14 protein-coding genes and 1 pseudogene are annotated in these 24865 nt (G+C 57.0%); 5 read left to right on the forward strand and 10 right to left on the reverse strand.

Annotated features, from left to right (window positions below):
- Positions 1 to 255 precede the first annotated feature (255 nt).
- Both BM177_RS14105 and BM177_RS14110 read left to right on the forward strand, forming a co-directional pair.
- Positions 256 to 1332, forward strand: a pseudogene (locus BM177_RS14105) (ISAzo13 family transposase); the annotation flags it as partial.
- A gap of 799 nt (positions 1333 to 2131) precedes the next feature.
- Positions 2132 to 3301, forward strand: a complete 1170-nt coding sequence (locus tag BM177_RS14110) for a glycosyltransferase family 4 protein (protein ID WP_091684732.1) — start codon at positions 2132 to 2134, stop codon at positions 3299 to 3301.
- Positions 3302 to 3383: 82 nt separating this feature from the next.
- Here the strand turns inward: BM177_RS14110 and BM177_RS14115 are convergent, their stop codons facing one another.
- From BM177_RS14115 to BM177_RS14125, 3 genes are all read right to left on the reverse strand, one after another.
- Positions 3384 to 4253, reverse strand: a complete 870-nt coding sequence (locus tag BM177_RS14115) for an ADP-polyphosphate phosphotransferase (protein WP_091684734.1) — start codon at positions 4251 to 4253, stop codon at positions 3384 to 3386.
- Between the two features lie 245 nt (positions 4254 to 4498).
- Positions 4499 to 8023, reverse strand: coding sequence for a plasma-membrane proton-efflux P-type ATPase (locus tag BM177_RS14120; RefSeq protein ID WP_091684737.1), 3525 nt, complete (start codon positions 8021 to 8023; stop codon positions 4499 to 4501).
- A gap of 733 nt (positions 8024 to 8756) precedes the next feature.
- On the reverse strand, positions 8757 to 9083 hold the full coding sequence (locus tag BM177_RS14125) for an HdeA/HdeB family chaperone (protein WP_175492617.1): 327 nt from the start codon (positions 9081 to 9083) through the stop codon (positions 8757 to 8759).
- A gap of 750 nt (positions 9084 to 9833) precedes the next feature.
- Here BM177_RS14125 and BM177_RS14130 point away from each other — a divergent pair.
- From BM177_RS14130 to rpe, 3 genes are all read left to right on the forward strand, one after another.
- Complete coding sequence (locus BM177_RS14130) at positions 9834 to 12662, forward strand: bifunctional transaldolase/phosoglucose isomerase (RefSeq protein WP_091684741.1); 2829 nt, start codon at positions 9834 to 9836, stop codon at positions 12660 to 12662.
- Positions 12663 to 12693: 31 nt separating this feature from the next.
- A complete protein-coding gene (gnd, locus tag BM177_RS14135) occupies positions 12694 to 13707 on the forward strand; it encodes a phosphogluconate dehydrogenase (NAD(+)-dependent, decarboxylating) (RefSeq protein WP_091684744.1) in 1014 nt (337 codons plus the stop codon).
- A 481-nt stretch (positions 13708 to 14188) separates the two neighbouring features.
- A complete protein-coding gene (rpe, locus tag BM177_RS14140) occupies positions 14189 to 14968 on the forward strand; it encodes a ribulose-phosphate 3-epimerase (RefSeq protein WP_244532336.1) in 780 nt (259 codons plus the stop codon).
- 125 nt (positions 14969 to 15093) lie between these two features.
- On the opposite strand, the gene BM177_RS14145 is transcribed toward rpe, so the two are convergent.
- The 7 genes from BM177_RS14145 to BM177_RS14175 form a co-directional block, all read right to left on the reverse strand.
- Entirely contained in the window at positions 15094 to 17403 is a 2310-nt protein-coding gene (locus BM177_RS14145; RefSeq protein ID WP_091684748.1) for a glycoside hydrolase family 65 protein, read from the reverse strand.
- Positions 17400 to 18143 (reverse strand): HAD family hydrolase, encoded by a 744-nt coding sequence (locus tag BM177_RS14150; protein ID WP_091684750.1) that lies wholly within the window; start codon positions 18141 to 18143, stop codon positions 17400 to 17402. The genes BM177_RS14145 and BM177_RS14150 overlap by 4 nt, the downstream gene beginning before the upstream one ends.
- A 78-nt stretch (positions 18144 to 18221) precedes the next feature.
- Positions 18222 to 18830, reverse strand: a complete 609-nt coding sequence (locus BM177_RS14155) for a histidine phosphatase family protein (protein WP_175492620.1) — start codon at positions 18828 to 18830, stop codon at positions 18222 to 18224.
- A 20-nt stretch (positions 18831 to 18850) separates the two neighbouring features.
- Entirely contained in the window at positions 18851 to 19948 is a 1098-nt protein-coding gene (locus tag BM177_RS14160) for a class I fructose-bisphosphate aldolase (protein WP_091684753.1), read from the reverse strand.
- Entirely contained in the window at positions 19945 to 22374 is a 2430-nt protein-coding gene (locus tag BM177_RS14165) for a phosphoketolase family protein (protein ID WP_091684755.1), read from the reverse strand. The genes BM177_RS14160 and BM177_RS14165 overlap by 4 nt, the downstream gene beginning before the upstream one ends.
- Positions 22375 to 22874: 500 nt before the next feature.
- The gene (locus tag BM177_RS21155) at positions 22875 to 23480 is read right to left on the reverse strand and encodes an RpiB/LacA/LacB family sugar-phosphate isomerase (protein WP_210185914.1); all 606 of its coding nucleotides are present in this window, start codon (positions 23478 to 23480) and stop codon (positions 22875 to 22877) included.
- Between the two features lie 280 nt (positions 23481 to 23760).
- The gene (locus BM177_RS14175) at positions 23761 to 24363 is read right to left on the reverse strand and encodes an HdeD family acid-resistance protein (RefSeq protein WP_091684757.1); all 603 of its coding nucleotides are present in this window, start codon (positions 24361 to 24363) and stop codon (positions 23761 to 23763) included.
- Positions 24364 to 24865 lie beyond the last annotated feature (502 nt).

Here is a 24865-nt window from a genome sequence, read left to right on the forward strand (position 1 = left end):
GAGCCGGGCAAAAGCCGAGCGGTTCTGAGCCATTCGATCGGGAGGATACGATCGGGAGGAAGGGCCGAACTGGGATGTGTGCTGGGATGGCTCCCGCTGGCGAAACGCCAATGCAAATTTCCTCGGCTCGCAAGCCCCTTTTCAAAGCGTTTAGATGCCGTAATGGCCCCAGCCCGAGCCTCTGGTTCAGGATGGTGGCTGTCCTGTAAGACGGCGGCCAGATCTCGGAATAGTCCAGCCTGAGGACAGGCGGTGGGGATAGCGCGAAGCACGATCGGCCGCGGGTTGAAGGATCTGGAGGCGTCCGGGTTTTCCCAGGGAAAGGTTCGACGTGCTGGGGGAGGACGGCGCTCGCTCACGCGGACGGCTGCAACGCTTCTGGACGATTTGCGACGGATCATCGAACCGTCGACGCTTGGCGACCCGATGCGGCCGCTGCTTTGGGTGTCGAAGAGCCACGCCAAGCTCGCGGTGGCGTTGTGTGCCATGGGGCATCAGGTTGCGGAAAGCAGCATCCCAAAGCTTCTTGAACAGCTTCACTACCGCCGCCAAGTGAATCGCAAGACCAAGGAAGGGAGCCATCACCCCGATCGTGACGCTCAATTCGAGCTCATCAATCAGCAAGCCATGGCCTTTCAGGCTGCTGGCCAGCCGGTCATCTCGGTCGATACCAAGAAGAGGGAGCTGATCGGCGACTACAAGAATGCGGGCAGCGACTATCGGCCGGAAGCTTGCCCGGATAAAGTGAATGTGCATGACTTCGTCGACAAAGAACTCGGCAAAGCCATTCCCTATGGCGTCTACGATATTGGCGCCAATGCCGGCTAGGTCAGCGTCGGCGTTGATCACGACACAGAGGAGTTCGCCGTCAACAGCATTCATCGCTGGCTAGAGATGATGGGACAGGAGCGATACCCGACGACCGACCGGCTGATGATCACGGCCGACGGCGGCGGCTCCAATGGCAGCCGCGTCCGGCTGTGGAAGGTCAAACTTCAAGAACTTGCCGATGCCACAGGCCTGACTCTTGTGGTGTGTCACTATCCGCTCGGGACATCGAAATGGAACAAGATAGAGCACCGCATGTTCTGCCACATCACTCAGAACTGGCGTGGTAGGCCGCTGAGCAGTCGCCTGGCCGTGGACGAACTGATTGGAGCGACCACCACCAAGTCGGGCCTCGAGGTCCGTTGCGAACTCGACAACAATATCTATGCGAAGGGCATCAAGATAACCGACGCTCAAATGGCCGCGTTAAACATCGAGGCTGATGCATTTCATCCAGAATGGAATTACGTAATCGCGCCGCGATCGCCCACGCGCATAATATAACGCACTTATTTGTGGGCGTCTCCTAAATGGGACCGAATGCCGGCATTTTGCTATGGCTCGGCATGGATTGATAGCCTGGGCGCCAAGCTCAGGCATCAAGAAGCGCGTGCGATAGAATTGTGGAACGAAGGCCCATCAACGGTTTGAGTGCCTACCGGCTGATCGTATAGCTCGAGAAGGTGATAGGTCGCAGGTTTGACTCTTAGTGGTTTTGTTGAGGAAATAGGCTCGCGTCGACTTGGGAGGTCTGAGTATTTTCCGAATCTAGTACCGCGCTCGATCGCGAAGTAAGGTAACGTTGTAGTAACTGAGGGTGGCAGAGCTCCATCCTATTCGTTGGTCCCGGAATTATGGCTAAAAAGATGAGCGGTCGACATGACGCTATCAGTTCCGTGTTTTATCTTACTCGAAAATCAACACCTTTCTATCCGTCGCGGTAGGGGAGGAAGGCAATGGCATGCCATTCATCGTCTCATCATTGGCGCGACAGGAGAGACAGTCCTGCTCTGTGCGTCGCATTTGATTTGTCACGCCGCCTGCGCATTCCCGAAAAACAAGATCATACGGTCGCTGCCGGGGCTTCCCCGTTAAAGAAACCATTGCCCATCGTCATCGCATGACATGCAAACTATTCTCCGCCAAGAGATCATGTTCGGGACGCTAAACGAGCCACATAGATTACCGATCCGAAGCCGCGTTTAGGTCGCGAATACAGCCCGTAATGCAAGCGAGCGCCGACGCGGCATCGAATTGCTTTTAGCGTCGATCAACTCGTGACATCCATCGAAAGGAATACTCAATGCGTATAGCGCTCGTTGCTCCCTTAGCTGAAGCAGTGCCGCCAAAGCTCTATGGCGGAACCGAGCGCGTTGTATCGTGGCTAGCCGAGGAGCTTGTCCGGAAAGGTCATAAAATAACTTTGTTTGCCAGCGCCGACTCGGAAACATCGGCCAACTTCGTGTCGTGCGCGCGGCAAAGCCTCAGATTGGCGGGTATTCGGGACCATATTGGCAGCACACTCGCCATGTTGCGAGAAGTCAGACGCAGGGCCGCCGAATTCGACGTCATTCATTTTCACATTGACCTGCTGCCGAACGCGCTATTTCAGGACCTCGCGCACAAATGCCTCGTGACGCTTCATGGGCGCCTCGATCTTAGAGACGCCCATCCGCTCTATGAGGCGTTTCCGGAAATGCCCCTGGTCTCCATTTCGGATTCTCAACGCAGCCCGATGCCAAAATCCGCAAACTGGCTGGCGACTATCATGCATGGGCTCCCCGCCCATATTTGTCCGTTCAATTCGAAAGGGGGCGATTATCTCGCTTTCCTTGGCCGTATTTCACCAGAAAAGCGGCCCGATCGAGCCATCGAAATCGCCAAGCGGTCAGGGGTGCGGTTGAGGATCGCCGCGAAGGTGGATAATGCCGATCTCGAATACTTCAAGACTGTAATCGAGCCGATGCTCAATGACCCGCTTATCGAGTTTATCGGCGAAATCAACGAGAGCGACAAGCGTGAGTTTCTTGGCGGCGCGTGCGCGTTGCTCTTCCCGATTGATTGGCCCGAACCATTCGGTCTCGTTATGATTGAAGCGATGTCAGCCGGAACGCCAGTCATCGCGTGGCGCAACGGCTCAGTCCCAGAGGTCATTTCAAATGGCGTGACGGGCCGAATTGTAGAATCCATGGATGACGCGGTGGCTGCTATCGCCACGGTCTCGCTAATGTCCAGATCCAGTGTGCGCGCGGAATTCGAAAAGCGCTTCACGGCCGAACGGATGGCCGAATCCTACCTCACCGCCTACCGTTCGCTGCTCGCGCTTGCGCCGGTAAACGCGCGGAATCTGGCATCAGTGATACCTCTTGGGGTCAGGAAGAGGCTCTCCGCGCAGACTTTCATCCCCGCGCAGGCTTTCAACGGGGCAAGCCAATGTCGAACCGATGCGCAAAACATTCTTGACCCTGTTTGACGAGGTAGAGTACTTAGGCGGCAAACGCTTGCTACCGTTCCGGTAAGCAGAGGCGGCTCTCCGATCAGCGTGGCTGGGTCGCTCAATTTGTCAGTTGTTTGCGGATTTCGATCAATTCCTTCTTGCGGGCGTCGGTCGTCTTCGGATAGCTCATTCCAAGCTCTTCGAACCTATCTAGAATGATCTGGGATACGATCAGCCTGGCATTCTTTTTATCGTCCGCCGGAACGACATACCAAGGCGCCCGGCTCGTGCTTGTCGCAGTGATGCATTCCTCATACGCCTTCATATAGTTGCCCCAGAATTTCCGCTCCGCGATGTCCGCAAGGCTGAACTTCCAGTTCTTTTGCGGTTCATCAATGCGCTCAAGGAAGCGTTTACGCTGCTCTGCCTTCGAGAGATGCAAGTAGAACTTGATGATGCGGGTTCCATTCACATGCAGATGCCGCTCCAAATCGACGATAGATCGATAGCGATCGCGCCAAATGTCCTTTTCATCGCTCGGAGCGTTGGGGATCGCTTCACTGCGTAGGATTTCAGGATGCACCCGGAGGATCAGCACCTCCTCGTAGTAAGATCGGTTGAAGATTCCTATCTGCCCGCGCTCCGGCAGATTCCGGGTTGTGCGCCAGAGAAAATCATGCTGCAACTCGGCGGCACTCGGATGTTTGAAGCTAAAGACCTGGCAGCCTTGCGGATTGACGCCTGACATGACGTGCTTAATCGCGCCGTCTTTACCGGCCGCATCCATCGCCTGAAAGATCAGAAGAAGCGCATAGCGGTCGGACGCGTAGTGAAGCTGCTGCAATGCGCTCAGTTTCGAAACGTGCTCTTCCAGCAGTCTATGATAGTCGTCTTTCGACTTATACGACGCATCAACTGTCGTTGGCCACTTTCCCAGATCAACGTCGTCGCCTTCCTTCACGGAGAACTCTTTTGGATTGATTTTCATGTGCGTCCTTTTAGCGTTCTTTTGACAATCGCTTGATGTGCGTGGTCACTGCCTTCACTAAATACCAGATCCTCGCGGGGCTGAATGTCGCTCTTGACAATTTCCGAGTAGCCGCCAATGTCGAGGCTGAGCTGAAGAGGCGCAGCTTGTGGCTCCCCGCGACGCAGTACCCAGACTTGAGGGCAGCCTTTTGTTCGGCCGAAAGTCGATCGGGCCGCGTCCGCGGCTTTAGAATAACGCAGCGCTTAATCAGGAGAGCGGAGCGCATCCTTGCGGCTGGCGGCCACGATTTTGATCGTCGCCGCCATACCAGGATCGAGCATCAGGTCCGGATTGGCCGCAGTGATGACGACGTCATAGGCCGTTATTCCCTTGATCGTGTGCTGCGACGGCCCAATTTCCGTCACCTCGCCGGGGAAGGATCGGCCGGGAGAGGAATCGACTGTGATCGAGGCCTTATCGCGGAGCTTGATTTCGCCGATTGCGAGGTCGCTGATAGAGGCGTTGATCCGTATAACGCTGACATCTGCGGCGATGCGGAAAAGCGGCTCCTCGGAGCCTGCCGCGACCAACTGACCCCTTTCTGCGTCGCGTGAGACCACTGTTCCATCGATCGGCGAAATGATATCTGTTTGGAGGAGTTTGCTCCGGGATGTCTCGGCGTCAGCTTGAAGCTGTGCGACCGTTTCTTCGTCGCGCGTTGTTCGTGCCTGAGCACGCTCAAGGGCATTACGCGACACCTTGAGCGCTTTCTTCGAAATAGCCCGACGCCTCGCCAAGAACTCACGATGCTCGAAAGCTGCTTGTGTCCGTGTGAGAGCGACTTCGTCATTTTGGGATCGAGCCTCGGCTGCCGAAAGATCGGCCGCGTCCTGGTCTGCTATGACTTGATAAGGGTGAGGGTCAATTTTTGCGCAGAGCTGACCCGCCTTCACTTTCGTGTTCGTAGCGCAAGAGATCGCCTGGACTACGCCGGAGACGCCGGCTTCGACTGGGACGGTCGCCAAGGGTGCGACGACGCCCCTCGCGGTTATGGTACGTGCGATCTGGCCGAATCCGAGTTTCTGCGTCGCGTAGTGAACGGGGGCCGTGCGATGGGTCGACCAATAGAACCAGCCGCCGCCGAAAGCCAGAACGATGGCTGAAACGGCTACGGCGGAGATTCGCCAATGTGCGGGGACCCAGCCAAAAGCTGTCTGGTTCGCCGTCCCATCCGATTGAAACTGTCCGCGTCCGGACGATCCGGCTGATGTTCGCTGATGTGGCGGCTCGCGCCAAGTCCAGGCTTCTGGTGTTCTCGCGGCATCCTTCACGGCTGGATCAAGAATTGAATAAGCGAGTAGTTTTACACGGTCGTTCACAAGGAACCAGGCAAGAGCATAGCCCCAGACGAACAGGGCCCAACCCCACCCGAGCGGCGTCATAAATACCCCGTAAACCGCAATCAGAGTAGCGATCGCTTGCGTGCTAAACACGGCCATCAAAAGAATCCGAGCGGGTCGTATGGACCAGAACGGGCCGCGCGTGCGCGTCAGGAAAATAGTCAGATGTCCCGCTACGGAGAGCTTTAAATACATAAGAGTCTGGATGAGCGCGCGATTTAGGTGAAAAACGCGCTCCCCCAGATAAAATAGGCCAAACGCGGCGACGACCCCGATAACGCCCAGCGCCGTGGCGACGCCCAGAACCAGGCGCATATTCCAGGCCTCGGGCTTATCTTTGTAGTGCACATTGTCGTAGGCGATGGACAGGATCGCGCCGTCGTTGAGCAGCGCGAGCATGACGATCATCACCGCGGTCAATGGATAAAAATTGAAGATCAGGATCGCCAGTGTCATGAAGAACAGGACGCGCAGCGTCTCGGCGATGCGGTAGATCGCATAGCTATTCATCCGCTGGAAGATGCGGCGGCTTTCCTTGATCGCGTCAATGATGACGGACAGCCCGGGCGTCATCAGCACGATGTCCGCCGCCGCCCGCGCTGCGTCGGTCGCGCCGGAGACGGCGATGCCGCAATCGGCTTTTTTCAGCGCAGGCGCATCGTTCACGCCGTCGCCTGTCATGCCGACGATGTGGCCGCGTTTCTGCAAATCATCCACAATGTGGAATTTGTGTTCAGGAAATACCTGGGCGAAGCCGTCGGCCTTCTCGATGGTCAGGGCCTTCGCGGCCGACTCTTGCTGCTTCTCGTCGCCGAGGCTTCTGGCGTCGAGAATATTGGCGCCCATCGCAAGTTTCTTGGCGGTTTCCTCAGCAATGGCCAGCGCATCGCCCGTTACCATCATGACCTTCACGCCCATCTGGCGCGCCATTGCGATGGTCGCCTTGGCGTCTTCCCGTGGCGGATCGAATAGGGGCAATACGCCGAGAAATTGCCATTGGCCATCTCCGTCGGCCCGCGCCACGCCCAACGAACGGAAGCCGCGAACGGCGAAACCATCGATAGCTTTGTCGACGGCGGCCTTCACTTGCTCGGCGTTGGCTGAAAGCGCCAGAATGACCTGCGGCGCACCCTTCGTAACCTTGAAAGCCCTTCCGTCCGCATCTTTGACGGCGGCCTCGGTGCGTTTATGCACCGGGTCGAACGGCTGGAAATGAGTGACGTCGTAACCCTTCAACGCCTCGTTGCCTTTGAGGCCGCCCAGAACGGCGAGATCAATCGTATCGTTATTGTCCGCGCGCGAGGCCAGTGCTGCGTTGAGGATGACTTGGTCGGCGGGAACATTGTTGACGCTGAATGAATCGCCGAGCGTCAGCCTGTTCTGGGTCAATGTGCCGGTTTTGTCCGCGCACAGGATGTCTACGCCGGCCAATTCCTCGATCGCTACCAGATGGCTGATGACCGCCTGCTTTTTGGCGAGCAGCCGCGCTCCGACCGCCATCGTCACCGACAAAACCGTGGGCATCGCTACGGGAATTGCGGCGACAGTCAGCACCAATGCGAATTGCAGCGTCGTGAGGATCGGATCGCCGCGGAACATCGCGAAAGCAATAATCACCCCGACCAAAGCCACCGCAAGGACGATCAGGTAATTACCGATCTTCAGAACGGCGCGTTGAAAGTGGCTGACGGTGTGCACGTCTTGCACAAGCTGCGCCGTCTTGCCGAAGTATGTGTCGGCGCCGGTCGCGTAGACCATTGCGCCGGTTTCGCCTTGACGGAGGATTGAGCCGGAAAACACCGCGTCGCCAAGATTGCGCGTGACCGGAAGGGATTCGCCGGTCAGCGCCGACTGATCAACCTCCACCGGATCGCCCTCCAGCAGACGCGCGTCCGCCGGCACGATGTCGCCCAGTCGCAGTCGGATGACGTCGCCTGGCACCAAGTCTCGCGCCGCCGGCGCGGTCCACTTCCCATCCCGTTTCACGCGGGCCTTGATCGCTAGCGTCGCCTTCAGCGCGGCGATGGCGTTGCCAGCCTGACGCTCCTCCCAAAAACCGACAAAGGCATTGGCTAGGAGCAGAAGGAGGATGATGAAGAAATCCGGCCAATGCCTGACCACGCCCGACAAGATCACCGCAACCTCGATCATCCACGGGATAGGACCCCAGAAATAGCTGAGGAATTTCAGGATTGGATTGGTCTTCTTTTCCTCGATCTCGTTCGGCCCATATTGGGTCAGGCGCCTTTCCGCCTCGGCCTGACTGAGCCCCTCCGGCGTCGAACCGAGCTCTTTCTCAACCTCCGGCAAGGGAAGCGATTTCAAATCTCCCTCCGTTAAAGGCTTTGATCTGGGAGCCTTGGGCTGCGCGACGTCAGATTTCGGCATGAGGATTCTCTTTGTCCTAGCGAGTTTCAAATTGTGAGCCGGGGGAGACGAGTCTTAATGTTCCTGGCCTCGCCATTGGGGTTAATGCACGCGGTCCTATCGATGAAAGAGTCAAAAGATTCCTATCGAGAACTGCGCCACGCCATCGCCGCGTCATCATAACGTGCCCGCGATGGCGATGAGGCCCCGACTATCGAGTCCCCAGGCGAGGTGCCTATCGCTGGGCTAACCAATTTCAAGGGTGGCAAGCGGCTCCAATATTGGTAGAGCAGCCAAAGGCGTAAAGGGCCACTACGGCGAATTCACTCGCGATGGTCTGAAACAAATCATCTACATATTACTTCAGTATCTAGACAGAGGGGAGGGGCAAAGCAATCAAGCTCCCAACGCATAAATCAGCATCCAGCGCCCATTCTTGGTCGTGAAAAAACGTCACCCTTGGCTCTAGTCAACGTAGACAGCTAGCGCCGCTTCTATAACTCTTGGGACTCTCAGATGCGCACGTTGCGCGTATGGAAGGGGCTCAGTCAGGTTGCGATCCGGCTCTTGTTTGAGCGGTGACTTTCGAAGAGTGCGCGGAGAACAGTTCCAGAATATTCTCTCCTTTCTGGCAGATGTGACGACGCGATGGCTTTGTGAGTGAGACCTGAAGATTTGCAAGGCATGATTGCGCGAACTAGTGGCGTCCGCCGGGCAGTCGGCGATGCCCGTCGCTCAGAGACGCGCGCCTGCTTTATGGAATCTGCATCGCCCTCCAGTAGAAACGCGCAACAATTGCGTCCCAGAGGTTTGCTGGACGATTCTGGTGACAATATTGGACAACTTTTGAGACAGGAATGCCAAAATCCTTAGCGGTTATATTCGGCGCCTCTTTCATCTCCTGCTTGTTGAGACCCACCAACCAGTAAACGACGCGTGATTTTGCCGCATCTGAAAGCTGAAGGAAATCTTCGCAGGTCCAATCCCCCGCTTTTTTGGCTTGAACAGTAGAAGTCAAGGAAATGACCGCCAAAGCAGACGTTCCAATGACACACAAAATTGTCGAAAAAATCTTCGTCATCACATTACTCCATAACGACATTGTTGAGCTGCTGGTGAGAGGGGTAATACCGCATCATGTAAAAGCCGATCATCATCCAGCCCGTCAAGGTGCGCCACACTAAGCATATAAACACGGTACTCCCAACGAGCTGTGCAATATCGATCCTTATTGGTTCAACTGATTATCGATTCTGGGAGGCCGCGCATAGAGGACGTTTGAAGTGTTCGGCTTACAAACATAGACTTGTTGTTTAATACCGCCGATTTACAATGCTATGATAGGTTCGGAAATTACCTATGGTCATGTTCTGAGTGGAATATTGGCCCGTGGGGATAAACCATGTCCGCGGAGATCGCGGGGTCTCCGTGTTGAGCTGAGGAATGCCCGAGCCGCCGGGGCGACACTTTCGCTCAGGCCATCATAACGCTCGCCTCTTAGGCGTTCGGCTGGAGATCTGATTCCACGATTCGAAAAGCGGAAGCAAGCTGCCGGCAAAAAGCTTCGATTTCAATTAAATTGCAGAAATCTCAGATGACGCTCTGATCGACCCTTGCGGGAACTCTGACGAGAGCGCCTGGGATAGATATTTAACAAACCAAAAGGTCGGGCGCGACGCCATCTGATTAGTTTCCGAGGCTACGGCCCTGGACGAACCGCCAGCTATAATCCATCTGAGGAAATTTCCACGAGGGCTGTCAGTGAAGGTCAAAGTGAACGCTCGGCCTGCACCTGAGACGCGCCGGCGCGCCAAAGTCAAGGACATAAGGCATGACCCGATTGAAACAACTGGAAACATGTGGTCAATCGCCTTGGCTCGACGATCTGGGGCGAAGCCTGGTTGAAAGCGGGGACTTGCGCACTCTTATCGAGCGTGACGGCTTGAAAGGCCTGACGTCGAACCCTTCGATTTTCGAGAAGACGATTGGTGAGACCGACGACTACGCGGAGGCGCTGGAGCAGTTTCAGACGCAAGCTGACCACAGCATTTCCGGCATTTATGAGCAGCTGGCGATCGCCGACATCCGCTCCGCCGCCGATGTTCTGCTGCCGGTCTACGAAAAGACGAAAGGACGTGATGGTTATGTCAGCCTCGAATGCTCCCCGTACTTGGCTAATGACGCCAAGGCGACTTTAGCGGAAGCGCGGCGGCTGTGGACCAAGGTATCGCGCCCAAATCTGATGGTTAAGGTCCCGGCGACCCCTGTAGGACTTGAGGTGATACGTCAGTTAATCGGGAGCGGGCTGAACATCAACGTCACCTTGCTTTTTTCCATCAGTATTTATGAGCGGGTGGCCGAAGCCTACATCGCTGGGCTCGAGGATCTGGCCCGAGCGGGCGGGGACGTCTCCAAAATTGGCAGCGTCGCCAGCATCTTCGTCAGTCGGATCGACACTTTGATCGACAAGCGGCTGGATAAGCTGGACGATACGACAGTCGCGGAGGGTTTGCGCGGGAAAGTGGCCATCGCCAATGCGAAATTGGCCTATGCACGGTACAAATCGCTGTTCTCCAGCGCACGCTGGCAGGATTTGGCCGGATCGGGAGCGCGAACGCAGCGCCTCCTGTGGGCTTCAACCAGCACAAAGAGTCCAGCCTTCAGGGACACAATGTACGTGGATGCACTGATTGGCCGCGACACCGTGAATACGATGCCGCCAGCGACCCTGGAGGCATTTCGCGCGCATGGAAATGTGATGCCCGACGCCATCGAACAGGATGTCGCATCCGCACGTGCGACGCTCGCCGAGTTGGGGCGATATGGCGTTTCGCTGGAGGAGGTCTGCGAAGAACTTCTTCGCGAGGGGGTGCAGGGGTTTTCGGACGCCTTCGATAAGCTGTTTGGGGCAATTGCGCGGCGCCGGCGGACATTACTTTATGGCGCGCGTCCTCGGATGGAGATTGGACCGGGCTCCGCGGAGTTTAAGGCCGCCCTCGATGCGGAAATGGAGATCTGGCGCAGGGAGGGGCGCATACGCCGGCTTTGGGACGGCGACAAGTCGCTATGGTCTGGGATGGACGAGGACAAATGGGTTGGGTGGCTGCGCGTCGTGGAGCTGGAGCTGGCCGATCTCGCCCAGTTGGGCAGCTTTGCGGCGACGGCTAAGTCACGCGGCTTCACCGACGTTTTACTGCTGGGTATGGGAGGATCGAGCCTCGGTCCGGAAGTGCTGAGCGAGACCTTCGGCCGCCAGCCCGACTGGCCGCTCTTCCACATGCTGGACAGTACGGATCCTGCGCAGATCGGGGCGATCGAACGGGCTGTCGATCTCTCCAAGACACTGTTCATCGTCTCCTCCAAATCGGGAACAACGCTGGAGCCCAACATTTTTTTGGATTACTTCCTTGATCGCCTCGGCGCGGTGCGAGACAAGGGAAACGTCGGCGAACACTTCGTCGCAGTTACGGATCCGGGGTCCCCTCTTGAAAGACGCGCCAAATCGCTACGCTTTTCGCATATTTTCTATGGCGCACCCGCGATTGGCGGCCGGTACTCCGTGCTGTCGAAGTTCGGTCTCGCGCCGGCGGCGGCCATCGGTGTCGATGTCCGACGTCTGCTTGACAATGCGCGGCAGATGGAGCGCGGATGCGGTTCTGATGTCCCGCCGATTGAGAATCCGGGGGTCCAGCTCGGCGTTGCCCTGGCTGTCGCCGCAACACAATTCGGCCGCGACAAGGTAACAATCATCCCGTCGCCAGGGATTGCAGATTTCGCCGCCTGGCTTGAACAGCTTCTCGCCGAAAGCACCGGAAAGCAAGGACGTGGGCTAATTCCGATAGCCGGCGAGCCACTCACCGGGCCTGAGCGTTACGGGAGCGACCGGTTCTTCGTCGATCTCGAATTGGATGGGCAAATCAATCATTTGCAACGTGAGACGATCGCGGCGCTGGAGCGGGCCGGCCATCCGATCGTACGGATTAACGTGAAGGATATCTGGCATTTAGGCCAGGAGTTCTTCCGCTGGGAGATCGCCGTCGCCGTCGCCGGCGCGATCATCGGAATCGACCCTTTTGATCAGCCTGATGTCGAAGCGAGCAAGGACAAGACGCGTACGCTCATGGAGGACTATGAGAAGTCGCACAGTCTACCCAATGAGGAACCGGTGTTTCGTGAAAATGGATTGTCGCTCTATGCCGATCCGCGCAACGCCGCTGAGCTTGGCCGCCACAACACTTTATCCGGCTATCTCAAAAGCCATTTTAGCCGCGTCCACGCTGGCGACTATGTGGCGCTTCTGGCGTACATCCAGCGTAATGAGGCAAACACGCAGGCTCTGACGGCCATGCGCGGCCGCATCCGTGACGGGACTCACGCCGCCACTTGTCTCGGCTTCGGACCCCGTTTTCAGCACTCGACCGGACAAATCTACAAGGGCGGCCCGAATACCGGCGTATTCCTACAGATCACTTGCGACGATCCAATCGATATCGTTGTCCCCGGTCATTCCTACAGCTTTGGCGTTGTGAAAGAAGCGCAAGCGCGCGGTGATCTCGATGTGCTGGTGGAGCGCGGGCGGCGCGCCCTCCGCATCCACCTCGGGTATGTTGACGCCGGCATCGCCGGTTTGGCGCGCGCAGTGAATGCGGCGTTCGAGTAGCGATGCCCCTTTTTACTAAGGAATAAAGAAGATGCAGATAGGCATAATTGGATTAGGCCGCATGGGAGGCAACATTTCTCGTCGTCTGATGAAAGCGGGGCATCAATGCGTGGTGTTCGATGTCAACGCCAGAGCACGCGATTCGCTAGCCAAGGAGGGCGCAACCGCCGTTGAGTCTCTGCGCGAGATAGTGCGGACCCTCGAGGAAAAGCATCGCGTCATATGGTTGATGCTGCCTTCCGGCCAAATTACCGAACAGACAGTCGACAGTCTTGGCGCCCTGGTAGGACCAGACGACATTATCATTGATGGCGGCAATTCTTTTTATAAAGATGATATCCGACGCGCAAAGATATTAGGGGAAAAGCGCATTCGCTACCTCGATTGCGGCACCTCCGGCGGCGTCTGGGGTATCGAACGTGGCTATTGCATGATGATCGGCGGCCCAAAGGAGGCGGTGGATTACCTCGATCCGATCTTCTCGGCGCTCGCGCCGGGTTTAGGAGATATCACTCGCACGCCAGGCCGCGACCAAGGCGAAACGCGCGCGGAGCGCGGCTACCTTCATGCGGGGCCTTCTGGCGCCGGACACTTCGTCAAGATGGTCCATAACGGAATTGAATATGGGTTAATGCAGGCCTATGCCGAGGGCTTCGACATTTTGTACGGCAAAAATTCGAAAGATCTGCCCGAGGGCGAGCGCTTCGCATTAGATATGGCGGATATCGCAGAGGTTTGGCGGCGTGGCAGCGTCATCTCTTCGTGGCTGCTCGACCTTAGCGCCGCCGCGCTGGCGACGGACCCGCGGCTGGATGGTTTTTCAGGTTTTGTTCAGGATTCCGGCGAAGGCCGCTGGACAGTGGAGGCGGCGATTGAGGAAGCGGTCCCGGCGGACGTGCTCTCTACGGCGCTTTATGCAAGATTTCGCTCGCGGAAGAACCATACTTTCGGGGAAAGGATGCTCTCAGCCATGCGCTTTGGCTTTGGCGGTCACGTCGAAGGTGGCGAATCCATCGACCCAGAGCCAAAACAGCCGGCATCTTGAAGTTACGCTTGAATGGTCCAAATGGAGAAAGCCGAGCCAACGAAATATTGGCTCTCGGCCTTGTCCAAGGACATGTCTTTGCAGATTTTCGTCGACAAATCCAAACTGCAATGGAGCATTGAACGCGATTACTAGGGAGCTGAAAAGCGAACTTGGATTGGCCTATTAAAAGGCCGAGGTGGACATGATTTTACCAGCATACAACACTCTGCATCGCAGCTTATGGCTTCCCTTTTGGCCAACGGGAAGCGGGTCCTCTCAAACTTACGGCAGCGCAAGATGCCTACGCTATCGAAAGGGTTCCGACCATTGCCGGCCCCCTGATCCGAGCGGAACGGCACTTCGAAAACTCGATCGCGACGATAAGAAAACGTTTCACTGTCGAGCTCGCGAAAATTCTTACGCGATGTCCATTCGAGCTCGTTGATGTCGCCGGCGGAGTTGAGTGAAACATTGGCGACTGATAACGAAGGCTATATGAATGCCACGCGGGATCATCGCAACATCAATTTCCTCGCAAACTGTTTCGGACGAAATGTTGATCGCCAAGGAACCCCCGGCTGAAAGCGCGCCGCGTAAGTCTATCATCATCGCCCCGTCGATCTTGTCGGCGGATTTTGGTTATCTCGCCGATGAGATTCGCGCCGTCGACACGGCGGGCGCCGACTGGATCCACGTCGACGTCATGGACGGCCGGTTCGTGTCAAATATCACGTTCGGCCCGGTCATTGTCCAAACGGTGCGGCGCCACACCCGTAAACCGCTCAACGTTCATCTTATGATTGTCGAACCGGAGCGCTATATCGTCGACTTTGTCAAGGCCGGCGCCGATCATCTTCTAATCCAGGCGGAGACGTCATCAACATTACATCTCTACAGCGTCCTTTCGCAAATTCACGCCCTCGGAAAGAAAGCCGGGGTCGCACTCGATCCTGAAACACCCGCAGAGATGATCGAATATGTCCTTCATCTCTGCGACTTCGTACTTGTCATGACCGTCAGCCCTGGCTTTGGTGGTCAGAAATTCATTCCGGAAATTTTACCTAAGATCCGCCGATTGCGTGAGCTTTGCGCAAAGCGCGGTCTCGACCCGATCATCGAGGTTGACGGTGGACAAAATCACGAAACAGCCGGGCAATCGATTGAGGCTGGCGCGACCGCCATCGTCGCAGGGTCCGCAATCTTCGGATCTGGCGATTACGTCGCAGCGATCACAGCCCTCCGGGATACTGTCCGGCCGTTGACTTCGAGAGAGCTATGACGCCAACGTGAAGCATGCCTTCACCCAGCCCGCTCGGCAGCTTATAGTTTTATGCAGGCGCCGGATCGATCCAGAACGTCATGAACCCTTCCAACGGGCCTGAAAGTTGAACCCTATACCCAGCCTCAGGCTGGCGCCAGTTCCGCGCTGAGATCAACCTGGAGCGCGTTGCCCTGGCGAAGTTCCCGCGGCGGCGCGCCGCCGACGACGAGCATCATCGGCGCTCCTGATTCAAGCGTCGCCTCAAGACGGTTTTTCTCCTGATCGATCCTGATCTTGAGGCTGCGGCCGCGCCACTGGACGCCGAAAGAAAGGCTGCGCCAGGCTGCCGGCAGTTGTGGGTCAACGCCAATTCCATCGTCCCGAAGGGACAACCCCGCAAATCCAAGCACAACCAGCATCCAGTTCCCCCCGAGCGCGGCGATGTGGACACCGCCGTCGATCGCCACGTGAGTATCGGAAAGATCAATTGCGGCGGCTTTTCGAAAGTATCGGAGCGCCTTTTCGGATTGGCCGAGTCGCGCGGCGACTAGGCCATGCATGGCGGGACTCAAAGAGCTGCCGTGGTCGCATCGAGGCTCATAATAACGAAAGTTTTCCGCCCCCGTCTCGCCAGCGAACTCATTCGGCAATAGTGCGAGCAACGCAACCACGTCGGCCTGTTTGATCACCTGAGACTTTTGCGTCCGCTCCCGACCCAGCACGACGTCCATTGGCACGGAACGGCCCGCATAGTCAGCTAAATTGATCCTCTCGAGTTCGAAGTAGCCTGAGAACTCCTGGAAAAGTCCTGTTTTTGGGTCAGGATTTGCCGCGATTGACTCGGCGACGATCCGCCATTGCTTCAACTCGGCTTCGCCGATGTCGAGGCGGGACGCCAAACTTTGCCAACACTCCGGCCAGCGCTCGTGTAGTAAAGCAGCGATATCAAGCGCCCGCCGAACGTTCCAGCGCGCCATCACATTCGTGTAGGCGTTGTCGTCAATATCTTCATGGTATTCATCCGGACCGATGACTCCCCGGATGTGACGGCGTCCATCAGCCTCAAGCTTGGCGCGGCTGGACCAGAACCTGCCCGTCTCCAGAATAATTTCTGCGCCCGCCTCGCGGAGGAACCTGTCATCCCCCGTTGCTTGCCAGTATTGCCAGACCGCATAGGCGACATCCGCGCTGATATGCTGCTCCTGCGAGCCGCAGAGGATAGGGATGACCTGACGATCCGGGCCAATCGCCTGGGCCGGCGCCGCCTCCGCTCCGGTCAAAGCGGATTCCCAGGCGTACAGCGCGCCGCGCCAGCCCATCCTCGTCGCTTTCGCCCGCGCGCCATCGAGGGTGTGGAAGCGATACATGAGGAGCGCTCGCGCTGCTTCAGGCCAAGTGAAGATGTAAAAGGGCAACAGAAAGATCTCGGTGTCCCAGAAGACATGTCCATGATAGTCGGCCCCGGTTAGCGCCCGCGCGCCAATCGAAACCCGCTCATCGCCGGGGTTTGCGGCGCTGTTCAGATGGTAGATCGCGAACCGCAAGGCCTGCTGAACTGATGCATCGCCGTCAACCAGAACGTCACTAAGCAGCCAGCGGCTTGCCCAGGCCGCCTCGTGCGCCGCTGTAACACCATGCCAGCCAAGCTGTCGCGCCGCACCAAGCTTTTCGATTGCGGCGGCAGCCGGATTGAACGCTTCAACGTCGCTTCGCACGATAGCTACCGAGCGCTCGAAACAGACGACTTGCCCCGCACGGGTTTTCCAGCTCCAGGACGATTTCAATTGGCCAAGCGCTGTCCCGAAAAGATCATGGCCATCGACCTGGAGCGAAGAGCCGCTCGCCATCGCGATACTTTTGCCCGAATGCTCGGTGCGCCAAACGCCGACATGCTGATCGATCTGCACGGACGCGAGCCCCAGGTTCATTCCTTCAAATGACGCTTCAAGGGTGACCTCGACCTCTCCCTCCTCGATCTCTAGCTGGATCAATTGCAGCCCGAGCGCGCGATCGCTTAGCGACACGAAGCGCAACGTGCGTAGGCGGAGGCTGATATCAGGCGCCTTCAGCCGGCTGCATTCGCTCAGCAGCGCGCCGCGCTGCAAATCGAGCGTAATGCGATGCGACGACACGTCGCCGGGATGCTGGATCAGAGCTCCGCCGGGAAGCAATATCCGAAGCTTCATCCAGTCCGCGGCCGGGATTAGCTCGGGAATAGCGTGCTGGGCGTCGGATTTGTCGAATAAGCCGGCGACGTAGGTGCGCGCGGGAACCACCCAACGGGCGCCTCGAGTCGCCGCGCGACCGCCCCTTACGCCAAGAAATCCATTGCTGATCGCAAAACGGGACTCAAAGCTGCTCTCTCGAAGCGGGTCGTAGCCTTCCGTGGCGAGAAGCCAGGCAGGATCCGCGGTCGGCCGCAACATCTGTTCCATCGTCCCAGTTTCGATCATGTAGTCCGCCGCTCCAGCCGCCCATCGGCGAGTTCATCGATTGCGATTTCATCGAGGCTTGCGACCACCAGATCCGCGCCCGCCGTCCTCAAAGGGATCGCGTCCCCCCGCCGGGCGACGCCAAGCGCGGTCATGCCGCCTGCGCGGGCCGCCTCGACGCCGACGGAGGCATCCTCGGCGACGAAGCAGCATGTGGGGTCGACCCTTAATTCTGTAGCAGCGAGCAGGAAAATTGCCGGGTTCGGCTTGCCAAGCGGCAAATCGCGACCGCAGACGTTGACGCTGAACATATCGAAGAGGCGCTTACCGGAAGCGAGACGGATCGTTTTCATCATGCTGTTGGCATTTTTCGAAGACGATGCGACAGCCATAGGCCAACCCAACCCCGCAACAGCTTGAATGAAGCGCAGCGCGTCGGGAAAGGCGGCGACGCCGCCAGCGTGGATTAGCTCCTCAAGCAGCTTTTGTTTGTGCTTCGCATAAACGATGGCTTGCCGATCGGCGTCAGGCACGCCCAACTCCTGCAGCGCCGCACGAGCGCCAGCCATGCGGGGTTTGCCCGCGACATAGGCCTGATACATCTTTGAGGTAAAACGCGCCGGGTCGGCAAGACCTCTAAGCGCTTCACGCCAAGCGCGCTCATGAGGGGATTCAAGCAAGACGCCGTCGACGTCGAAAATGGCGGCCGCTAGCGTCCGTTGACGCTCAGAGCTGTGTATTTCCGGATCGGAGATGGTCATGATGCTTTGCGCCTTAGCTTTTATTTGAGCCTAAAACGAGAAGAGATGCAGACAAGATGAAGTCGGCTAAATCTAGTGTTATCTCTGCGTGGTTTCTGAGGCGGCTGACAGTAATGCGGGGACCGCGTTCCATAGAACTATGACCGGTGTTTTGGGGTGACTGGCTTCATGACCGAGAATGCTGAGCGAGGCCGCGCTAAGGGCAAAATGCCGCCCTTCGGTCAAAGACAAACCGATCCATCGCGCGGCGAGGGCGCGCCCGAACTGGCCGTGCGAAAAGAGCGCGACATTGCCCTTAAGCGCCTGGAGGCGCGTTATGACCCTATCGGCTCGGTCAGAAACCTCCTCAGGCGTTTCACCATGAGGACAACCGTCCTGAAATACATTCCACTCCGGTCGCTCTTTATGAATGTCCGCGGACAACCTTCCTTCGTAATCGCCATAGTCCCATTCGGATAGGTCGGGTTCAATCTTCGCCAGAGCACTGAGCCCGGCGAGTGCGCAGGTCTGCCGGGCGCGTTCGCGGGGACTGGTGAGGACGAGAGCGAACTTGATTTTTCGGAGCCATGGATCGAGTTCCTGCGCCTCCTCTTCGCCATGCGCAGTCAAGGGAATGTCTGTCACTCCCGTGTGCTGGCCGGAGAGAGACCAAGCGGTTTCGCCGTGTCGGATGAAGTAAAGCTGCAGCAGTTCATTGGGAGGCGCGATCACTGTTTGGCTCTTTCCAGGCCCTGACCTGCATGCGCTAAACCTGCTGAAAACTTGTCGTCCGCGTCAACTAGTTCCATCGCCACGCTATATTCCCCGCGGCGAGCAGCTCTGTTGCACTTCGCCCGATGATAAAGAGCTTTCTGGGCCTTTGATCGGTTCGCTTCCTTGCCGGCCCAGATCTCCAAAGCCGGGTTCTGGATCGCGCGCGCGAAAGAAAACGCTAGCGCCCAAGGAACGCGTGCGTTCGGCGGCTTGAACCTCGCATTCATGGCACTCAACCGGGCTGAGGCCAGTGTGCCGTCCTGGCCGCCCGACAGAAACGCAATCCCCGGAACGGCGGCCGGAACCATTCGCAGGAGACACCTCACTGTGGCTTCCGCGATTTCGTCCACCGATTCCTGAGTGGCGCAGGTTAATCCCGGAAGCACCATATTGGGCTTCAGGATCATCCCCTCCAGCATCACGCCTTGGGAGTGAAGCTCGCCGAAAACCCTAAACAGGACCTCCGATGTCGCCGCGCGGCAGGTCTCGATCCCATGATCGCCATCCATGAGCACCTCGGGTTCAACGACGGGAACCAATCCACTTTCTTGACACAGGGCCGCATAGCGGGCCAACGCTTGAGCGTTCGCCTCGATGCAACCCTGGCTCGGGATGCCGTCGCCCAAAGCGATCACCGCGCGCCATTTGGCGAAACGAGCGCCCATCTCAAAATACGAGTGAAGTCGAATGCGCAATCCATCAAGCCCTTCGGTAACTTTCTCGCCTGGGTGGCCTGCCAAATCCTTTGCGCCAATATCGACTTTTATCCCTGGAATGACGCCTGCATCTTTGAGAACTTCAACAAAAAGCGTCCCATCCTTCGTCTGCTGGCGAATTGTCTCGTCATAGAGAATCGCGCCGCTGATGCATTCTTCCAGATCTGGTGTGGTAATAAGCAATTCCCGATAGGAACGTCGGGTCTCTTCGGTCTGGGCGATCCCCGCCGCGGCGAATCGCTTGTTGCAGGTGGTATTGCTCTCATCCATCGCGAGCAGGCCTTTGTCGTCGGCGACCAGCGCCTCGGCGGTGTCGATCAGCGCTTGCGCGTTCATTTGGAATCGCCCCACTTCCAATTCCGGATCTCGGGCATATCCTCGCCATGCTTATCGATGTAATGCTTGTGCTCGATAAGCTTGTCCCGAGCCATCTGTTTCAGATATGCCCCCTTGGCACCCAGGTGCGGCAGGCGATCCACCACATCCTGCACGAGATGAAAGCGGTCAAGGTCATTCTGTACACGCATGTCGAAGGCGGTCGTGATCGTGCCTTCCTCCTTGTACCCTCGGACATGAAGATTGCGATTCGTCCGCCGATAGGTTAGCCGATGCACCAGCGAGGAATATCCATGAAAGCCGAAGATGATGTGCTTGTCTTTCGTGAAAAGCGAATCATAGTCGGTTTCATTCAGTCCATGCGGATGCTCGCTGCACGATTGGAGCCTCATGAGATCGACGACATTGATCACCCTGACTTTAAGCTCGGGAATATGCTTCCTGAGGATTGACACGGCGGCCAGAATTTCCAAAGTCGGCGTATCTCCGCAGCAGGCCATCACAACATCTGGGTCACTGTCCTGGTCGTTGCTGGCCCACTGCCAGATACCGATGCCCTCCGTGCAATGTACGACTGCGGCTTCCATGGACAACCATTGCGGCAGCGCATGCTTGCCAGCCACCACAACGTTCACGTAATGGCGGCTGCGCAGGCAGTGGTCAAAAACTGACAGCAGACAGTTGGCGTCTGGCGGCAGGTAGACGCGAACGATATCCGCCTTTTTGTTGATAACATGATCGAGGAAGCCTGGGTCCTGGTGCGTAAATCCATTGTGATCCTGCTGCCAGACGTGAGAGGCGAGCAGATAGTTAAGTGATGCGATCTTTCTGCGCCAGGGCAATTCCAATGTCACCTTCAGCCATTTGGCGTGCTGGCTGAACATCGAATCGATGATGCGGATGAAAGCCTCGTAGCTGTTGAACAGACCGTGCCGGCCAGTCAGCAGATAGCCTTCGAGCCAGCCCTCACACTGATGCTCGCTGAGCATCGAATCCAGAACGCGTCCGGCGGGCGCAAGAAATTCATCATTTGTGAGCGTTTGGGCGTCCCACTGACGGTCGGTGGCCTCAAACACTGCGCCTAATAGATTGGAGAGCGTCTCATCTGGACCGAAGACGCGGAAATTGCGCTGATCCTGATTCAAAATGGCAACATCGCGAAGGAACTTACCGAGCACCAGCGTATCCTGGGCGTCAACGGCGCCGGGTGAAGCCACGCTGACCGCGTGAAGGCGAAAATCCGGCATGCGCAAATCGCGCAAGAGAAGTCCGCCATTAGCATGCGGATTGGCTCCCATCCGCCGCTCGCCCTTTGGTGCGAGATCCGCCAATTCTGGGAATAGACGTCCGTTTCTATCGAACAGTTCCTCAGCCTTGTAGCTCTTCATCCAACTCTCTAACAGCGCCACGTGATCGGGATGAGCGGGATCCACGATGAGAGGAACTTGGTGGGCCCGAAAAGTGCCCTCGATATGGAGACCATCGACGACTTTAGGTCCGGTCCAGCCCTTAGGGGATTTAAGAACAATCATCGGCCAGCGCGGCCGGGCCGCGTTTTTTGTGTCCCGCGCATTCCTCTGGATCTGCCGAATGTCTTCCACGGCCTTGTCCACTGCGGCAGCCATGAGTTGATGCATGGTTTCAGGGTCATCGCCTTCCACGAACAAGGGCGTCCAGCCGCAGCCTCTGAAAAACTGCTCTAGTTCCTCATGTTCGATACGCGCGAGGATAGTGGGATTGCTGATCTTGTATCCGTTAAGGTGAAGGATCGGCAGAACGGCTCCGTCGGTGATCGGGTCGAGCAACTTGTTGGATTGCCAGGAGGTAGCCAAAGGGCCTGTTTCAGCTTCGCCGTCGCCGACAACGCAGGCGACGATAAGGTCGGGATTGTCGAACACGGCGCCGAAAGCGTGGCTTAACGAATATCCCAATTCACCGCCTTCGTGAATCGACCCCGGCGTCGTTGGCGCGACATGGCTGGAAATTCCCCCTGGAAACGAAAACTGCTTGAATAGTTTTTTTAGCCCTACTTCATCCTGGCTGATATCTGGATAGATCTCGCTGTATGTACCCTCTAGATAGGTGGTGCCAACCAGTGCGGCCCCTCCGTGGCCGGGGCCAGAGATATAGAACATATTCAAATCATATTTCTTGATCGCCCGGTTCAAATGCACATAAATGAAGTTCTGGCCCGGCACGGTGCCCCAATGTCCGACGACCAGGGGCTTCACGTCCGCAAGAGTCAGCGGTTCGCGCAACAGCGGGTTATCATAAAGATAGATCTGACCGACGGAAACGTAATTGGCCGCCCGCCAATACGCATTCAACTTTTGCAACTCGTCCTGCGCAAGGAGTCCCTCGCTTTTAGCGGGCGCGTTTGTGTTGTTTCGGGTCACACCTTCCAACGTCGAAACGGGTACGTTCATTTTCTAGTGACTCCCTGAATTTCGTAATTGGCGCGGCCTCGATTTTCGACGAACTCGTTAGTACAGCGGACGGATTGTAATAAAGACGTCGCCTCGGTTCGCTTCAAGCTTCAATCTATTAAAGCGGTCGATCGGGTTGCTGCGTCAGGCTGAAGCTCCCCCAACCTTTGTGGGGTGATCACAATAGAACGACGTGGCATATCGAGCGGTTGAAAGAGTCAGGAAAGGGACACAAGAGTGTCAAATCTTGGTGTGTTGATATTGACCTGATGGACCGTAGCTGACGGAAAGCAGTTGAGGCAGGTTCGGAATTTACTCATGCCTGTGATTTTAAGACGTGACGTAAAAAGCGACGATAGGGGAGGCGGGGGAGCGCGTGGAGTACAAACAAGGGAAACTTGACAGGTTTACTGGTCGGAAACGGGCGAGGCCTGTTCGACGTTGCGAATTGGGCTGCGAACTAATTATCGGGCTGGCAAGACGGTCATGTGCCGAGGCAGTTATGGATTTTGTGCACGCTGGCGTAACGTCTCGAGGAAGCCTCGCGGCAGGATTGTTTCAAGCGCCTGAACCTTCGCCAGTCTCCGTCGATGGCGTGGAGCGCCGCTGAAATGAGCGCTCAGGAAAGTCTCGATCAACTCCAGCGCGAGCGCCGTCCCAACCACTTGCCCGCCCAAACAAAAGACGTTCATGTCGTCATCCTCAACTCCCTGATGGGCGGAGAAAACATCATGGATGAGCCCCGCGCGCACTCCTGGAATCTTGTTCGCGGCGATGGAGGCTCCAACGCCGCTGCCGCAGAGCGCCACGCCGCGCTCAAGCTGGCCCGCGGCGACGGCTCGAGCTAAGGGAATTATGTAGTCAGGATAGTCATCTTCGGGGTTTAATTGGTGTGCGCCAAAATCAACGACCTCATACCCCGCGGACTCCAACGATGCCGCCATCTCGCATTTGAGGACGAACCCGCCATGGTCGGAAGCTATTCCTATGCGCACAGCCGCTTTCCGGGAGCCCAAATGCGCGATTAGACGGTTGCGACTCTGCGCCTCCACTTTCTCAGCCTCCTTTTGGGTTCTCAAGGTCCCGGTTCCGATCGACCATATCATTCAATTGTGCTCCTCGAACCGCTAGGCGTACGGGAAGGGGCCCCGAAGCAGCCGCCGCAACAGCAGGCGACGCCTGCCCCTGCCCCGGCGCCCAAGCCGCAGAAACCACCGCCGCCGCCCGGGAATTGGCCCGTGGTTCGAATAGATCCCTAGGTTCGGACTGTCGCGTGGGGAAACCCACATCACATTCGCGTCTGGGAACAACGCAGGCATCAGAGCGTGAACAATCCACCAACGCTTTAGCAGCAAGCACTTTACGACGATTGGATGTCTCTCTCGCTTACGCAGCAGCCATGCGCCCCGCCATTGCAACTGCAACGATAGAGACGCCAGCGAAAGCAAGATCAACACCGACCAGAAGGCCGAACCCCCAGAAGGCAGTGCCCGGCAGTCCGGAAATGAGAATCGCCGCTAGAAAGAGATCGATAACGCCGCTTCCGACGATCCATTGCCACCGGTCTGTGTGCTCGCGCCGATGATTCAACCCAAGAATGATGGTCAAGACGCCGTCCGCGAGAAAGTAGCCGATCAGGAGCAACGTGAGAGTAAACAGACCTCCAACGGGATTCCAAAGCAAACTTACGCCGACGAATAACGCCAGGGTCGAAGACAGTATCCCCCACCAGAAACCTGGAGTGGCCCGCGATTGATATGAGAATATTAATCCTGAAACGCCCGCTAACAATAGCAGCCAGCCGATAAATAGCGTGGTAGCCAGACCAGCAAAGAAAGGAGAAAGGATCGCAAGAATTCCAAGCAGGATCAAGACGGTGCCCTCTCCAAGGAATATTTTCCAATGAGCGCCGATGGGTTTGCCAATCTCAGCTGAGACGTCGGAGTAATTAAGCGGTGCATTTGTGTTGGTCGCGGGAACATCAATCATGATCTATTTCCTCGTTTGCGCCTTAGTGAAGGTGACCCGCGAAAGTCAGCATTAGTTGAATCGCGGCGGCCAACTCTTGAATTGAAGTGTTTAACATCTGGGTTCCGATATCGGAACTCGCTCAACAGTTAAAGGCGACCCCTCCAAGACGGATTGCCGTTTCGATCAAGTTAAAATTGTGCACGCTCTAACTGTGCGATGCGCAACTAAACTCGGTAACCTAGCTTTGAATGAATAACGACCGATATCTAGGATCGAACGGCCGCATCACTGGCCGGGCGAACATTCATTTATATCGCCGCCCAACCCGTCATGGTGAAGCGAGAGTACCTGGCCGCGCGATCGAAAAATAGATTCGGAAACTAATCAGTGCATTTAGCTGACCAGAAAAATGCAGGGGCATTAACGCCGCTGATTTCTGGTCGCGGATTGCGGGGTCTTCGGCAGGACGTGTCGAGATTTATGGTCCCCGCGAGTAATGACAAGGTATCGACCTGCACTC

It is taken from the genome of Methylocapsa palsarum (assembly GCF_900114285.1).
Lineage (GTDB): Bacteria > Pseudomonadota > Alphaproteobacteria > Rhizobiales > Beijerinckiaceae > Methylocapsa > Methylocapsa palsarum.